The sequence below is a fragment of the Paenibacillus xinjiangensis genome (assembly GCF_059686975.1).
Genome location: NZ_JCAALS010000012.1, coordinates 106,927 through 122,243, shown reverse-complemented (window position 1 = coordinate 122,243; position 15,317 = coordinate 106,927). Strand labels below are relative to the sequence as shown.

Below are 15,317 nucleotides of genomic sequence, written 5' to 3'. Positions count from 1 at the left end.
ACTTAGTCGTTTATCCGTAGCGTTACCGTCCCTTTATTGCGATCCGCTAACACTAGCTTGCCTTTGATCGTGCTTCCATCCTCATCATTCTTGAATGTTAAGGAGTTCGTTGCACCCTTCTCGATCATCGACTTGACCATAGTCAGCGACAGCATCTTGCCTTGCTGTTCTTTCCAAATAACGAACGTACATCCTTCACGGAAAGAACTGCAGCCATAGCCACGTTTGCCCTCAATGATCTGGCCATTACACCCTTCTCTAGGACATGGTGTAATCGGCTCTCGAGCTGAGGACGCTGCAGGTACTGCAGCTTTCGATTTCACTGGCTTAGCAGCCGTTGCGGTGGTTGAACTACTATTCCCTGCCCGTGAACGCTGTCCAGTAGGACCGCCTTTAGATGAAGCAGCCTCCTTCTTGCCAGATGGAGCTCTCTCCTCGAATGTGCCAGGTGCCGCAGGCCGCTGCTGCCGTACTTTATCGACAATCATAGTGGCGAATTGCTTCACCTTCATAATAAATTGATCGTCCGACGCTTCGCCTTTGGATATTTGGTGCAAGCGCTGCTCCCATCTGCCCGTCATCTCTGGAGAAGCTAACAATTCTACTCCAGCGTTCCGAATAAGCTCGATCGCAGCGCAGCCCTTCGGAGAAATCTCGAGGCGTTTGCCTGTTAGCTGCATATAGCCTACATGCTTTAATCGCTCGATTGTAGCTGCACGCGTCGCAGGTGTACCAAGACCGGTATCCTTCATCGCTTCACGCAGCTCATCATCCTCCATCGACTTGCCTGCACTCTCCATCGCCTTCAGCAGAGTACCCTCCGTGAATGGCTTAGGAGGCTGTGTAGTCTTCTCCGTCGCTTCCGTACGAACACAGTGTACACCAAGCTCTGTTGACAAGCTGAACGGTTGATCCGTCAACAGCTCTTCGTCATCGGCCGCTTCCTCATTGCCTTTGCGCTTACTCGGCTTGCGCGAAGCTGATGATGGCTCCTGCTGCTGAACAACCTTCCAGCCAGGCTCTAGCTGCTCCTTCGCCTTGGTGCGGAATATCTCCCCTTGCACCTCCGTAAGTACAACGTGATTCTTGTACACAGCCGGAGGATAATAATGAGAGAGGAAACGTCTGACGATCATATCGTATACATGCTGTTCTTCAGTGTTTAGGCCAGAGGCACGCTTAGGCGTAGGCATAATCGCATGGTGATCCTCTACCTTTGATGGGTTGCATACTGCTTTATTGCCTTTATGCACACGACTACGATCGGCTCCTCCTGCTATCTCCTTATACGTCTCAGTTCCTTGCAGCATAGACAGAACTTTATGCATAACAGGGATATTCTCTTCTGTAACATAGTTCGAGTTCGTTCTCGGATAAGTGATGACCTTATGCTTTTCATACAAGGCTTGTGCAATATCGAGCGTCTTCTTCGCAGAATAGCCGTATTTGCCATTCGCCTCGCGCTGCAGCAGTGTCAAATCATAGAGTCGATAAGGAAATTCCTTGCTCTCTGTTACTTGGTAATCGGTAATAACACCTGGCTTGTCCGTTGTCTTGGCTGCCAATGCTTCCGCCTTCGTCTTCTCCGTCAAGCGATCTCCCTGCCAGACACCAGAATAGCCGAAGCCTTGCTGATCGAATGCTGCCTTCACGACATAATAGACATCTGATTGAAAGGCTGTTATTTCCTTATGACGGTCATACAGCAAGGCAAGCACAGGAGTCTGCACTCTGCCGACCGACAGAAGCGCCTTGTGGCGGATCGTGAAGGCCCTAGAGGCATTCATACCAATTAACCAGTCCGCCTCACTACGAGCCCTTGCAGCCTTAGTGAGGGGCGTATAATCCTCATCACTGCGCAAGGAGTCGAATCCCTTCCGTATCGTTTCTGGTGTCAGATCAGATATCCATAATCGATCCGTGGGCTGAGACAGCTTCAGGTATTGCCGAATCAGATGAAAGATCAGCTGACCTTCACGCCCGGCATCGCATGCATTGACGAGTCGTCCGCATCGCTTGGCAAGGTCGCCGATCGTATTCAACTGATCCTTCGTCCGCGGGTTCGGCCATAGCTTGAATGATTGCGGAATGATTGGCAAATCCTGATCATTCCATCTCTTGTACCTTGCATCATATTGATCAGGCTCGGCTAGAGTTACTAAATGTCCGATTGCCCATGTAATAATATAGCGGTCTCCCTCTAGATAAGTCCGTCGATTCACAGCTTTAGGCTCTATTACAGCTGCGATTGTACGCCCCATATCCGGCTTCTCCGCAATAATTAATGTTTTCAACAAATCGCCTCACTATTTCTCGCTTGGCGTCTCTATTTGACGCTGCATGGTGCCAAATATGGTCCTTACGCCTTCAGACCAGTTCGGGTCTTCTGCGTATTTTCGATTTATCCATGTAATGGGATCGGTCCCTTCAGGACGCCCTTTACTTAAATTAACGATTGTCCTCGCTGCAATCTCCGCCGACTCGTGAATCGTCGTGTTGAATTCCTTCCAGCTGTGGAATACATTGAACGGGTTATTCGCAATTTCCTTAGCTTGTTTATTCGTCTTAGGAACGAAGCCCTGTTCCTGTCCCGTAATGGCAAACAGCAGAATCGGATGGATATCGAATGCCTTAGCTGCATCAATAATGGCGTCCAGATAGGGCTGTTCAGCCAGGATAGAAGACTTGCTCGTCAAATAATCGACCAGCTTCGCTTCATCAATCTGCACATATCTAAGCTCAGCAGGAAGACCGTCCACTTCCACTTGAACAATGGGTGCGGGTTGAATCGCCGCAGCTTTTGGCTGTTCCTGCCCAGGTGAATTCGTCAGAGACCACCCATACAAGAGCGAAGCACTAATGAGGATGAAACAGAGAATACTGTATAGCAGAGGCTTCGGCCTACTCTTGTTAGGAATTACTTCTGGTACCAGCTGTGGCAAAGGCAGCGGTATAACAGGCGCAAGTGACGGACTAGCTAGCTTATCAGCAGCTTGTATGGAGGCTGATGAACCTGAATGCTCAAGGAGAAGCGTATCCCACTTGTTCCAGCTTGGATTCTGTTGCCTATCATAACTATTCAGCTTGTCCAACACTCGATGGAAATGGCCTGAATCTGTCCCTGCCTTCAATTGTGCTTCGACCCAACCGTATAATGGCTCTTCGATACATGGATCATGCATATCTAGCTCGAGACATGCTTCTAATATATGTTCGGACTTAACGGGACTTTGCCTGCCTAGAACTGCACTTCGAATAAGCTGAGCAGTAACCTGCCGTTTCAGCTTCTCCTCGAATGGAGGGAGCTGCTTATGTATAATGCGGCTCACAGCATCAGCAACGATTTCCGCCTTTTTATCTTGCGGCATAGCGGTATATTTATGCTGAACATACCGACGGATGTTGCGCACATCTGACGGCGATAATACATATGCTTCTTCGGCTGGCATGACGAATCGCCCCTTCACGTCATCTCATACCGATTCTACCACAACTTTCCTTATTGTGGGGAAGATAGATTTGCAATACGAGCCTGCATTTCTTCACTTTCTATATAGGCTTTAATCTGTTCCTTCTCGAAAGTCGTGAATTGATATTCACAATCGCAGTCTTCATCCTGAGGCACAATTTGAGCGATCGCTCCCCCAAGTGTACATATAACCAAACCGCTGAAAGCAATCAAATCATCAGGAATTGGCGTATCTTGAGATAGTCCGAAGCGCAGCGTTATGTCGACCCACTGGTTGTCCCTACGCTCCAAATCTGCTTGATAGGATTTGAAATTCAGCTCTGTTACGCGATCCAGACCATACTTAATCATTGCGCAGCCCCTTTATCTTGTTTAATATACTGATTTGTTTACATAGTTAAAGATCATTATCCCATCGACAATAAAAAGCGCCCGAAGGCGCTTTTCTAATGTTGAACTATTAGGTTTGGTGCAATCGCTTATGGAAGCATCGATGAACCCATCAGATATTTGTCTACCTCGCGAGCAGCCTCACGGCCTTCATTGATTGCCCATACGACTAAGCTTTGTCCACGACGCATGTCGCCTGCCGCGAATACTTTATCTACGTTCGTCGTATATTTTCCATAACGAGCTTTTACATTCGAACGACGATCTTGATCAAGACCAAGCTGATTGATAATCGTGTTCTCAGGACCTTCAAAGCCGACAGCAATAAATACAAGATCAGCAGGCCATACTTTTTCAGTTCCTGGGATTTCTTTGTATATTTTGCGTCCAGTCTCATCTACTGTACGCTCAATTTGTACGGTGTGCAGCTCTTTCAAGTTGCCATTCCCGTCACCAACGAATTTCTTAGTCAGAACAGAGAATGCGCGAGGATCTTCACCGAAGATCGCTTTCGCCTCTTCATGAGCATAATCCAAAGTGTACACATTCGGGAATTGCGGCCAAGGGTTATTCACATTGTCACGCGTCAGCGGAGCTTTCGCATGAGTACCGAATTGAGTAACCGATTTACAACCGTGGCGAAGTGCAGTAGCTACACAGTCAGTACCTGTGTCGCCGCCGCCAATGACGATAACGTCTTTGTCTTTAGCCGAGATGTATTGACCATCCTCCAGATTGGAGTCCAGATAGCTCTTGATCGTACCGTTCAAATAATCCATCGCTTGATGAATACCGTTAAGCTCACGGCCTTCCATCTCTACATCACGAGCTTTCGTAGCTCCGCCGCACAATACAACAGCATCGAATTGCTCCATGAGCTCTTGAGAGGTAATGTCTTTACCGATTTCTGTATTTGTAACGAATTCGATACCTTCTTCAATCATAATATCAACACGACGCTGAACGACACCTTTTTCGAGCTTCATCGTCGGTATACCGTATGTTAACAGACCGCCAACACGATCCGCACGTTCATAAACCGTTACTGTATGACCAGCTTTGTTCAATTGAGCTGCAGTTGCCATTCCCGCAGGACCAGAGCCTACAACAGCTACACGCTTACCTGTACGCACCTTCGGAGGCTGTGGCACTACCCAGCCTTCTTCGAAGCCGCGATCAATAATCGCTTGTTCGATCGTCTTAATCGTTACTGCATCGCCAATCAGACCAACCGTGCATGAGCCTTCGCATGGTGCTGGGCATACGCGGCCAGTAAACTCAGGGAAGTTATTCGTCTTGTGCAGACGATCCAGCGCTTCACGCCATAATCCCCGATAGATTAAGTTATTCCATTCCGGAATTAAGTTGTTGACTGGGCAGCCTAATACAGAACCAGCCAATTCTATGCCTGTATGACAATACGGTGTTCCACAGTCCATGCAACGTGAGCCTTGCGTACGCAGCTGCTCGTCCGGCATGTGCTTGTGAAATTCTTCCCAATCTTTAACCCGCTCAATAGGATCACGGTCGGCTGGGAGCTGACGCTGATATTCCATAAATCCAGTAGGTGTAGACATGATCGTATTTCCTCCATCCGTTATTCCCGTTAACCTCAATAAGTATTCTCTATCAAACTATATCGGGAATCCATTAAATATTCAATATTAAACTTTTACACTTTTGAATACCATTTTAAAGAATCCTACCATTCCTGTCTACCGTAGTTAATGGATTATCCGCACAATCATTTGCACTATATAGCGTATCGTTCGTGAAATGCATCTTAGTAGGAGGAACTATTTGGAACTACGTACGAACGTCTGGAAAGTAAAATCATGAATATTGGTCTCATTCTTGCTAATTCGTTCAGCGTTAATACGCTCCCATTCTCCATCAGGCATCTCTGGGAAGAACGCATCAGCATCAGCAACTTCAATATCTACCTCTGTCAAAAGCAATTTGTCCGCATACGGAAGGAACTGCCGATAGATATCCGCTCCGCCTATAACCATGATCTCATCATGCCCATAACGCTCCATGGCCTCTTCAATGGAATGGACCACCTCACAGCCTTCATAGACCAGTTCTGCTTGACGGGTGACAATAACATTCAATCTATCCTTGAGCGGCTTAGGCAGCGACTCGAACGTTTTCCGTCCCATAACGACCGTCTTCCCTTTTGTCTCACGAGTGAAAAACGCCATTTCGGCTGGCAGACGCCATGGAAGCTTGTTGCCGATCCCAATGGCGCGGTTGCGGTCCATAGCCGCAATTAATGTAATGGACACAGCTGTTTCTCCCCTTTTATACAGCTACTGGAGCTTTTATCGATGGATGTGGCTGATAGGAATCAAGTGTGATATCCTCCACCTCAATGTCAAATATCGAACGGATATCTGGGTTCAGCTTAAGCTCAGGCAGCGATTTCGGCTCACGCTGTAATTGTGTTTCAATCTGATCCAGATGGTTCACATAAATATGAGCATCGCCAAGGGTGTGAATGAACTCACCTACCTGCAGCCCGCATTCATGTGCGATAAGATGAGTCAGTAATGCATAGCTTGCAATATTGAACGGAATACCGAGGAATATATCTCCACTCCTCTGATATAATTGACAGGAGAGCTTGCCTTCAGACACGTAGAATTGGAACATGGTATGACATGGCGGCAATGCCATATTATTAGGCACATCCTCTGGATTCCATGCCGATACAATTAATCTTCTGGAATCAGGGTTGCTCTTAATCGTAGCGATAACGTCCTTCAATTGGTCTATTGTATCTCCTTGCGACGTCTTCCACTCACGCCATTGCTTGCCATATACGTTACCCAGCTCACCATATTTCACAGCAAATTCATCATCACTGAGGATAAGAGCCTTGAACCTGTCCATTTGTTCAACGTATAACGCATTGAACGCCTCATCTGACTGTGATCGAAGCCCGAAGTTCGTCATATCCGGTCCAGTGTAATCAGGGCTCTCCACCCACTTCTTGAACGCCCATTCATTCCATATATTATTATTGTGCTGCAGCAGATAGCGAATATTCGTATCCCCTTTAATAAACCACAATAATTCACTGACAATTAAGCGAAATGGAACGCGTTTCGTCGTTATAATCGGAAAACCTTTGTTTAGATCAAATCTCATCTGATAGCCGAACGTTGATATCGTTCCCGTACCCGTTCGGTCCTCTTTTCTAGTACCATGCTGCTGGACATGCCGGAGCAGCTCTAAATATTCGTTCTCGTTTGTATACTTCGTCATTGCCAATCAGCCCCCTGACCTTGTTTCTTTGTGTGAACACACTCCATTTATTTTAACATTTAGAGAGCAATCTGTCTTTCCTGTTTTCATAACTTCTAATATAAGGATATGCAAAAAGAGGCCCGCATGCTATATCAGCTGCGCAGCCTCTTCCTATACTTTACTAGTGCAAATTCTATATATTACTTAACTACTGTATGAATCGGATGTCCGAGTGCAACTTCCGCTGCATCAAGAACGATCTCTCCAAGTGTAGGATGCGCATGAATAGTTAGAGCAACATCTTCAAGCGTAGCACCCATCTCGATAGCAAGACCGAGCTCAGCAATCATGTTGGAAGCTTCCGTACCAATAATTTGTGCGCCAAGTACAAGGCCAGTATCTGCATCCGCAACAAGCTTCACGAAGCCTTCAGTCGCGTTAAGCGACATTGCGCGTCCGTTGATTGCGAATGGGAATTTGCCGACTTTTGTATTGTGGCCTTTTTCCTTTGCTTCTTTCTCGCTGTAACCAACGCTTGCGCATTCTGGATCAGAGAAGCATACAGCAGGCACACATTTGTAATCAATAACGCTTGGCAAGCCAGAGATAGCTTCTGCAGCTACACGGCCTTCATACATCGCTTTGTGCGCAAGCGCAGGTCCAGCAATAATGTCGCCAATTGCATAGATGTGTGGGTTGCTAGTACGGCATTGGCCGTCCACTTCAACCAGACCACGATCAGTGACGTTTACGCCTGCAAGGTCAAGACCGAGTTCGCCATCTGTGTTAGGACGACGTCCAACCGTAACGAGCAGGTAATCTGCAGTTACAGTCTCTTCTTTGTCGCCTACTTTGTAAGTGAGTGTAACATCATTGTCTGTTTGCACAGCGCTTTGCGCGAGTGCACCAGTAACGATATCCACTTTTGTACCTTTAAGCTTCTTAGCCACGATGTTGGACATATCTTTATCAAAGCCTGGAAGAATGGTGTCTCCACCCTCGATCACTGTAACTTTAGTGCCGAATTTGGAATACATTTGACCAAGCTCGATACCGATATAACCGCCACCGATAACGATGATGCTCTTAGGAATTTCAGGCAGCGACAACGCGCCAGTCGAAGATACGATACGTTTGCTGAACGGGAATGGCTTCAGCTCGATCGGACGGGAGCCTGTAGCAATAATACAGTTCTTGAACCGGTAACGAGGCGCTTCTTGATCATTGAAGACACGCGCTTCGTTCTCGTTGATGAACATAACCTCGCCGTTGAAATAATCGACTTTGTTCGCTTTCAGCAAAGAAGCAACGCCGCCAGTCAATTTCTTAACGATTCCGTTCTTGAAATCTTGTACTTTATTCCATTCAACCTTAACGTCGCTAGCCGTAATGCCGAATGCTGACGCATGGCTGATGGATTCATATTGATGAGATGCTGAGATAAGCGCTTTGGAAGGGATACAGCCTACGTTCAAGCATACGCCACCTACGTTTTCTTTCTCAACAACCAATACGCTTTGTCCAAGCTGTGCTGCACGAATAGCTGCAACATAACCGCCAGGGCCTGCACCGATGACTAGAGTGTCAATATCTAATGAAGCGTCTCCTACTACCATGTTCTTACACCTCCATGATGAATAGTTCTGGTTGACCCAGAAGCAGTTTAATATGGTTCATAAAGTTCTGTGCTGTTGCACCATCAATTAGACGGTGGTCGAAGCTGAGTGAAAGAGCCATGACTGGAGCAGCGACAATTTCACCGTTGCGAACAATAGCTTTTTCGGAGATACGGCCTGTTCCAAGGATAGCGACTTCAGGGAAGTTGATAACCGGTGTGAAGAACATACCGCCTGCAGAACCGATATTAGAGATTGTAATCGTGCTGCCTCTTAGCTCGTTCGCAGTCAGTTTACCGTCACGTCCACGAACCGCAAGGTCACGAATGGAGTCAGCAACCATGAAGATGTTTTTACGATCAGCATCCTCGATAACCGGAACGATCAAGCCGTTATCCGTATCTGTTGCAATACCGATGTTGTAATATTTGCGAAGAACGATTTCTTGATTAGCTTCATCAAGCGTAGCGTTCATGATTGGGAATTGGCGGCAAGCTGCTACAAGTGCCTTCACAATGAACGGCAGGTAAGTCAGCTTGGAACCTTTTTTCTCTGCATAAGGCTTATATTTGGAACGAAGGGCAACAAGCTCTGTTACATCAACCTCATCCATGATCGTTACATGAGGAGCTGTGTAGACAGATTTCACCATAGCGTTAGCAATCGCTTTGCGGATACCTTTGAACGGTACACGCTCTTCTGGACGGTAAGCTGTGCCAGCTGCTACAGGAGCTGCTGCTTTCTTATCTCCAGCATCGCTTGCTACTGCTGCTGTCTCTTGTGCTGGAGCTTCTGTTGATGCAGCTGGAGCTGCAGCGCCGTTGAAGCCAGTTACATCATCACGAGTAATACGGCCGTTTTTGCCAGTACCGCTCACTTGAGTGAGATCAACGTTTTGCTCACGTGCGAATTTACGAACGCTAGGTGTAGCTAGTACGGCTTCGCTCGTTGCTTTTGGTGCTTCAGTTGCTGCTGCAGGAGCTGATTGTGCTGGAGCAGCTGCTGGCGCTTCCGCTTGTGGAGCTTCAGCTGGAGCTTCTGCACCCTCAGGCAATTCGCCTTCAGCATCAATAATAGCGACAACCTCTCCTACATGACATACTTGACCGTCTTTAACGAATACTTCAAGAACTGTACCGTTAACTGGACAAGGGACTTCAACAATCGCCTTATCATTCTGTACTTCCATTACAATGTCGTCATCTGTTACCTTGTCACCTGGTTTAATATGCACTTTGATAATTTCGCCTTCGTGCAAGCCTTCGCCAAGCTCCGGGAACTTATATTCAAATTTAGCCACCGTGAGTACCTCCTTTACATTATGCCGCAATAAATTCTGTTACGGACTGTACCGCTGTATATATAGTAATTATTAGAAGTTCAACACTTTATTGGCAGCTGCAACGATGCGAGCTGGTGTAGGCAGCCAAGCATCTTCGATTTGAGCATATGGATACACAGTATCTGGGCCCGCAACACGAAGAACTGGCGCTTCAAGGTGAAGAATCGCTTTTTCGTTGATTTGTGCAATAACCTCCGCCGCTACGCCAGACGTTTTTTGCGCTTCTTGCACGACGATAGCACGGTTGGTTTTTTTGATTGATGCAACGAGTGTGTCGATATCGAGAGGTACCAGGGAGCGAAGGTCAATAACCTCTGCTTTCACACCGTTCTTCTCAAGCTCATCCGCTGCTTTCACAGCAGTGTGTACCATCATGCCGTAAGCAATGATCGTAACATCGCTGCCTTCACGAACAACGTTCGCTTTGCCGATCTCAACGGTGTATTCGCCTTCTGGAACTTCAGCACGGAATGCGCGATACAAGTTCAGATGCTCCATGAAGAATACAGGATCATTATCGCGAATAGCTGAGATCATTAGGCCTTTTGCATCGTAAGGGTTCGAAGGAATGACAACCTTCATGCCTGGTGTTTGTACAGCCAAGCCTTCCAGGGAATCCGTGTGCAGCTCAGCCGCTTTAACGCCGCCGCCGAAAGGCGTACGGAATACGATTGGCGCGTTGTAGCGTCCGCCAGAGCGGTAACGCATACGAGCAGCTTGTACGAACATCTGATCAAGTGCTTCATAGATGAAGCCTACGAATTGAATTTCAGCAATTGGACGGAAGCCTTGAATACCCATACCTACAGCCAATCCGCCAATAGCAGATTCAGCTAGAGGTGTATCAAAAACGCGCTCCTCGCCGAATTCCTCTTGCAGTCCTTCCGTTACACGGAATACACCGCCTACTTTACCAACGTCCTCACCGAAGATAAGTACGTTCTCGTCACGTTTGAGCTCGACGCGCATCGCGTCGCGAATTGCTTCCAACATATTCATTTGTGCCATTATAGTCAGATCCTCCCTCATTTTTGCTTCAAGCAAAACTCATTCAGCTGCTTATTCGAAATCAGCCTTTTGTTCTTCCAGATACTGAGGCGTATTCTCGAACATCGAATCAATCAAGCCTGCAACTGTCATTTTCTCAGTAGCTTCTGCTTTTTTGATATGCTCGTTCACTGTTGCTTTCGCTTCTTCCTTCACGCGGTTCGTATCTTCTTCCGTCCAAAGGCCTTTTTTCTCCAAGAACTTGCCGAAACGAGTGAGTGGATCTTTCAGAGCCCATTCAGCTTCCTCGTCTTTAGTCCGATATTTCGTAGCGTCATCTGCCAAGGAATGCGGACGGAAACGGTAAGTCAGCATTTCGATCAAGGTTGCGCCTTCACCGTTGCGGCCGCGCTCAGCAGCTTCGGATACAGCTTTGATAACTGCAAGTACGTCCATGCCGTCTACTTGAACACCTGTGATGCCGGCAGCAACCGCTTTATGAGCGATAGACAATGCTGCTGTCTGCTTCTCGAAAGGCGTTGTGATAGCATAACGGTTGTTTTGTACTGCAAAAATGACTGGAAGCTTGAATGCTCCAGCATAGTTAAGACCTTCGTAGAAGTCGCCTTCTGACGAACCGCCGTCACCTGTATAAGTAATAGCTACGCGCTTCTGGCCGCGTTTCTTGAATGCCATTGCTACGCCTGTAGCATGCAGGATTTGTGCGCCGATAATGATTTGTGGCATAAGCACATGCACGTCTTCAGGAATTTGGCCACCGTGCTGGTGTCCACGGGAATATAGGAATGCTTGATACAGTGGAAGGCCATGCCATACCAGCTGCGGCATATCGCGATAACCAGGAGCGATGAAATCATCTTTATTCAAAGCATACTCACTGCCTATCATCGAAGCTTCTTGACCAGATACTGGTGCATAGAAACCAAGACGGCCTTGACGGCCCAGGTTTACAGCACGTTCGTCCCAAGTGCGAGTGAATACCATGCGATACATAATTTCTTTTAATTGTTCATCCGTAAGATCCGGCATAAGGTCCGGATTAACGACGTCACCGTCGAGAGACAATACAGATAGCGGTTTTACAGGTTCTGTTTGAACTTCATATGGCAGTTTGCTAAGCAGTTTGCTCATTTTGAACGCTCACCTCAATCATTAATATTTGAAAATCGAAGCTCTCTGTTATAGAATTATTATAAACCTGTTTACTCAAAATGGTCAAAGCAAAAAACAAAAAAACCGTTGTTTTTTCGTACATTCAACCGTTTGTGTAAAGAAATTGTATATGTAACAGACTTGTTTATTCTGTATAACAGCATAATACAATCAACGGAATTGGATCTTTCTCCCTATATTTAAGGCTTGTCAGATTCAAAGACTTAGTTATACCTTACTATTGTTTACCCACAAGCACTGCATTCCATTCAATCACGGAGGGATTAATCATGACGGACGAACGATATTTGAAGCGCACCGTACTAAAAGAAACAGTAGCAAGCCGTTATTTGCCAGAAGGAGAGCGTAATCTTCGCGTCTATTTGCCACCAGGCTATAATGAAGTGCTGAGCTACCCCGTTGTCTATTGTCAGGATGGTGAGGATTTCTTCAACTTCGGACGTATTGCTACAACAGCGAACCGTATTATTCTGGATGAAGGCGTTGAGCCCTTCATTATAGTAGGCGTAGATGTGGACAAGAAGGTCCGTACCTCCGAATATACACCGAATGGCGAGCGTCATGCGAATTACGTCCGTTTTTTCGGTGAGGAGCTCATTCCTTTTATTGAAGCCAAATATCCGATCCGACGTGACCCAGAGCAGCGCTTGCTTGCCGGCGACTCGCTGGGAGGTACAGTTTCCTTCCACCTCGCTCTCACTTATCCGGAGCTGTTCACCAGAGTGATGTCCTTATCGGGCGCTTATTATGAGCGTTCGCATGAGATCATGCAAGAATCGGCCGACCTATCATGGCTTACGATGTACATGATCGTCGGACTGCAAGAGACTGAATATGAAACAGAGAGCGGTGTATTCGATTTCGTCGCCATTAATAGGGAAGCCAGATCTATCCTTGAGCAAAAAGGCGTAACAATCAGCTACACGGAGAAAGACGGCAAGCATCAATGGGGGTTCTGGCAGCAGGAAATTCCAGAAGCACTCGAGTACTTCCTTCAAGAATAGCCGAGCACTACAATAACAAAAGCCGCAACCGTTGATTCATCAATGGTTGCGGCTTTTGTTGCTCTTGGAGATTAGAGAGAATAGAGCTGCAGATCAGCCTTCACTCGCTCAAGAAGTCGCTTGGAGCCCTCTTCTACCAGCTCATATACAAATTCAAAGTTACCTGTGTAATAGGGATCAGGCACCTCTGTCGTTTCTTTCTCTGGAAGCAAGTCCATAAATTTAAAAATAGCAGCATTCCCGCCAGCCTTATCCTCGAATGAAGCAATAATCTGCTGAACATCCCGTTCATTCTTGCTGTCCATGCACACAATATAGTCATATGCGGCTTGGTCTTGCCCAGTGAACTGTCTTGCCTTCATGCCATCATAAGAAATTCCTTTGCTATCGAGAAGCTTCCGCGTTCCTTCATGAGGCTGATGGCCGATATGCCAATCCCCTGTACCCGCAGAGTCTACTTCAATCCGATCCCCGAGGGATTCTTTCTCTACCAAATGACGGAATACTGCTTCAGCCATTGGAGAACGGCAAATGTTGCCTAGACATACGAATAATACACGAGCTTTCATGACTGCACTCCCTCCTAGTTCGAACTATTTGCTTTGAGTGATCTTCGTGGCAGCTTCCACTTGTAATAGACGGAGAGCATACGCAGCGTAATAATAACAACGAATAAGAATAATAAGTCCAGCGTTGAATGAAACCAGCCCTGTCCAATGGCAAGGCCCGCGAGCATTGCCCATACGGCATAAATCTCATCCTTCAATACAAGAGGCTTCCTGCCAGCCAATACATCGCGTATAATACCGCCGCCAATTCCGGTTAGCATAGCTGCAACTAATACAGCACTAATCGGATGGTTCATTTCTGTTGCATACAGCGCACCTTGAATCGCGAAGGCTGACAAGCCGATTGCATCGAAGAAAGCTTCGCTTTTACGCCACTTGGAGATCCATGAGGTTGGGAGCAGAAAAGCTATCGTCATGGCGATAATCGCTATTTTGAGCAAATAGCCTTGATTCCACAAAGTCGTAACAGGCATACCGATCAATAAATTCCGCATGACCCCGCCTCCGAAGGCTGTCACTAATCCAAGTACAAACACACCTAGAATATCATACTCTTCCTCCATCGCTACAATCGCACCGCTCACTGCGAAAGCTACTGTACCAATGATGCTGAATAGACCGAAGATGTCCAAATTCAACCTCTACTCCTCCGCTTTGTTATGACCGATCTGGCATCTCCAGTCGGCACTGTCCTTTCCCATTTTAGCCTCGCTTATTCGGTTACGCAACGACTAGTTATTCTCTTTTTCGTTCTTTTTCAGCAAAACAGGTGGTTTTATAGTGTGCATTCGCTATATACTGACATTTGTGAACTGATATTGAAAGGATGAAAGTCATGAAGAGGCGAGTCATAATATGTACAGGCGGCAATCTGGGCAGCTGGGCCCTTTCCTATATTCAAGCTGACGATGTCTTAATTGGTGCAGACAAAGGGGCGTTATTCCTAGTAAAGCAAGGCCTGCAGCCTCACACTGCTATAGGTGATTTCGATTCCGTTACTGAGAAGCAGCTTGAGAGGATTCAACAAAATAGCATGGAAACCATCACCTGTGATCCCATTGATAAAAACTATACCGACACCGAGATGGCATTCCGCCGCGCGCTTAATCTGGAACCATCCGAAATTCTACTCCTGGGCGCACTCGGAAGCCGATTTGACCATTCACTCGCGAACGTTCATTTGCTTGCTCTCGCAGAAGAGCGTCACATCCCTGCTTCAATAATAGATGAGCATAACCGCATATCCCTTGCAAGCAGCATGCAGCAGCTGACCAAGGGCGAATTCAGCAACGTGTCCTTGCTTCCCTTGACGGAGAAGGTTACTGGTGTAACTCTTCACGGCTTCCAATATCCTCTGCATGAAGCGACACTAACCATTGGGCAATCGTTAGGAATCAGCAACATTATAATCAATAGGGTTGGCACTGTATCCGTACAGCAAGGCTTATTGCTCGTTATACAAAGCAGGGACTAGAGAAGCTTATGGCTGCTCTA

The 15,317-nt window shown here is 46.8% G+C and carries 14 protein-coding genes; 2 read left to right on the top strand and 12 right to left on the bottom strand.

All coding sequences use genetic code 11. The annotated features are described in order from the left end of the window. Positions 1 to 2 precede the first annotated feature (2 nt). The 10 genes from AC6ESP_RS14020 to pdhA all read right to left on the bottom strand — a co-directional run bounded on the left by AC6ESP_RS14020 (position 3) and on the right by pdhA (position 12,208). Positions 3 to 2,294: a type IA DNA topoisomerase gene (locus AC6ESP_RS14020; RefSeq protein WP_497097356.1), complete on the bottom strand. Its 2,292-nt coding sequence runs from the start codon at positions 2,292 to 2,294 to the stop codon at positions 3 to 5. A gap of 12 nt (positions 2,295 to 2,306) precedes the next feature. After that, positions 2,307 to 3,449 carry a hypothetical protein gene (locus tag AC6ESP_RS14015; RefSeq protein ID WP_497097355.1) on the bottom strand — a complete coding sequence of 381 codons (1,143 nt, stop codon included), beginning with the start codon at positions 3,447 to 3,449 and terminating at the stop codon, positions 2,307 to 2,309. A gap of 50 nt (positions 3,450 to 3,499) precedes the next feature. Beyond that, positions 3,500 to 3,820, bottom strand: coding sequence for a hypothetical protein (locus tag AC6ESP_RS14010; protein ID WP_497097354.1), 321 nt, complete (start codon positions 3,818 to 3,820; stop codon positions 3,500 to 3,502). A 128-nt stretch (positions 3,821 to 3,948) separates the two neighbouring features. Beyond that, a complete protein-coding gene (locus tag AC6ESP_RS14005) occupies positions 3,949 to 5,436 on the bottom strand; it encodes a glutamate synthase subunit beta (protein ID WP_497097353.1) in 1,488 nt (495 codons plus the stop codon). 219 nt (positions 5,437 to 5,655) lie between these two features. Then, positions 5,656 to 6,147, bottom strand: a complete 492-nt coding sequence (locus AC6ESP_RS14000) for a dihydrofolate reductase (RefSeq protein ID WP_497097352.1) — start codon at positions 6,145 to 6,147, stop codon at positions 5,656 to 5,658. 16 nt (positions 6,148 to 6,163) lie between these two features. Further along, positions 6,164 to 7,129 (bottom strand): thymidylate synthase, encoded by a 966-nt coding sequence (locus AC6ESP_RS13995; protein WP_497097351.1) that lies wholly within the window; start codon positions 7,127 to 7,129, stop codon positions 6,164 to 6,166. 182 nt (positions 7,130 to 7,311) lie between these two features. Next, on the bottom strand, positions 7,312 to 8,727 hold the full coding sequence (gene lpdA / locus AC6ESP_RS13990) for a dihydrolipoyl dehydrogenase (protein WP_497097350.1): 1,416 nt from the start codon (positions 8,725 to 8,727) through the stop codon (positions 7,312 to 7,314). Positions 8,728 to 8,731: 4 nt separating this feature from the next. Continuing rightward, positions 8,732 to 10,027 carry a dihydrolipoamide acetyltransferase family protein gene (locus AC6ESP_RS13985; RefSeq protein ID WP_497097349.1) on the bottom strand — a complete coding sequence of 432 codons (1,296 nt, stop codon included), beginning with the start codon at positions 10,025 to 10,027 and terminating at the stop codon, positions 8,732 to 8,734. Between the two features lie 72 nt (positions 10,028 to 10,099). Further along, positions 10,100 to 11,077 (bottom strand): alpha-ketoacid dehydrogenase subunit beta, encoded by a 978-nt coding sequence (locus tag AC6ESP_RS13980; protein WP_497097348.1) that lies wholly within the window; start codon positions 11,075 to 11,077, stop codon positions 10,100 to 10,102. Positions 11,078 to 11,128: 51 nt separating this feature from the next. Further along, a complete protein-coding gene (gene pdhA, locus AC6ESP_RS13975; RefSeq protein WP_497097347.1) occupies positions 11,129 to 12,208 on the bottom strand; it encodes a pyruvate dehydrogenase (acetyl-transferring) E1 component subunit alpha in 1,080 nt (359 codons plus the stop codon). 311 nt (positions 12,209 to 12,519) lie between these two features. Here pdhA and AC6ESP_RS13970 point away from each other — a divergent pair, with 311 nt between their 5' ends. Beyond that, positions 12,520 to 13,254, top strand: a complete 735-nt coding sequence (locus AC6ESP_RS13970; RefSeq protein WP_497097346.1) for an alpha/beta hydrolase — start codon at positions 12,520 to 12,522, stop codon at positions 13,252 to 13,254. Positions 13,255 to 13,325: 71 nt separating this feature from the next. Here AC6ESP_RS13970 and AC6ESP_RS13965 read toward each other — a convergent pair whose 3' ends face one another. After that, complete coding sequence (locus tag AC6ESP_RS13965) at positions 13,326 to 13,823, bottom strand: low molecular weight protein-tyrosine-phosphatase (RefSeq protein WP_497097345.1); 498 nt, start codon at positions 13,821 to 13,823, stop codon at positions 13,326 to 13,328. Between the two features lie 14 nt (positions 13,824 to 13,837). Beyond that, positions 13,838 to 14,455, bottom strand: coding sequence for a trimeric intracellular cation channel family protein (locus AC6ESP_RS13960; protein WP_497097418.1), 618 nt, complete (start codon positions 14,453 to 14,455; stop codon positions 13,838 to 13,840). A 203-nt stretch (positions 14,456 to 14,658) separates the two neighbouring features. Between AC6ESP_RS13960 and AC6ESP_RS13955 the strand changes: the two genes are divergently transcribed. Continuing rightward, positions 14,659 to 15,297, top strand: a complete 639-nt coding sequence (locus AC6ESP_RS13955) for a thiamine diphosphokinase (RefSeq protein WP_497097344.1) — start codon at positions 14,659 to 14,661, stop codon at positions 15,295 to 15,297. The last annotated feature ends 20 nt before the right edge of the window (positions 15,298 to 15,317 follow it).

Coding starts and splice junctions, on each gene's coding strand:
- AC6ESP_RS13965 (WP_497097345.1), bottom strand. CDS start 13,823: ATGAAAGCTCGTGTATTATTCGTATGTCTAGGCAACATTTGCCGTTCT.
- AC6ESP_RS14010 (WP_497097354.1), bottom strand. CDS start 3,820: ATGATTAAGTATGGTCTGGATCGCGTAACAGAGCTGAATTTCAAATCC.
- lpdA (WP_497097350.1), bottom strand. CDS start 8,727: ATGGTAGTAGGAGACGCTTCATTAGATATTGACACTCTAGTCATCGGT.
- AC6ESP_RS14005 (WP_497097353.1), bottom strand. CDS start 5,436: ATGTCTACACCTACTGGATTTATGGAATATCAGCGTCAGCTCCCAGCC.
- AC6ESP_RS13995 (WP_497097351.1), bottom strand. CDS start 7,129: ATGACGAAGTATACAAACGAGAACGAATATTTAGAGCTGCTCCGGCAT.
- pdhA (WP_497097347.1), bottom strand. CDS start 12,208: ATGAGCAAACTGCTTAGCAAACTGCCATATGAAGTTCAAACAGAACCT.
- AC6ESP_RS13980 (WP_497097348.1), bottom strand. CDS start 11,077: ATGGCACAAATGAATATGTTGGAAGCAATTCGCGACGCGATGCGCGTC.
- AC6ESP_RS13955 (WP_497097344.1), top strand. CDS start 14,659: ATGAAGAGGCGAGTCATAATATGTACAGGCGGCAATCTGGGCAGCTGG.
- AC6ESP_RS13970 (WP_497097346.1), top strand. CDS start 12,520: ATGACGGACGAACGATATTTGAAGCGCACCGTACTAAAAGAAACAGTA.
- AC6ESP_RS14015 (WP_497097355.1), bottom strand. CDS start 3,449: ATGCCAGCCGAAGAAGCATATGTATTATCGCCGTCAGATGTGCGCAAC.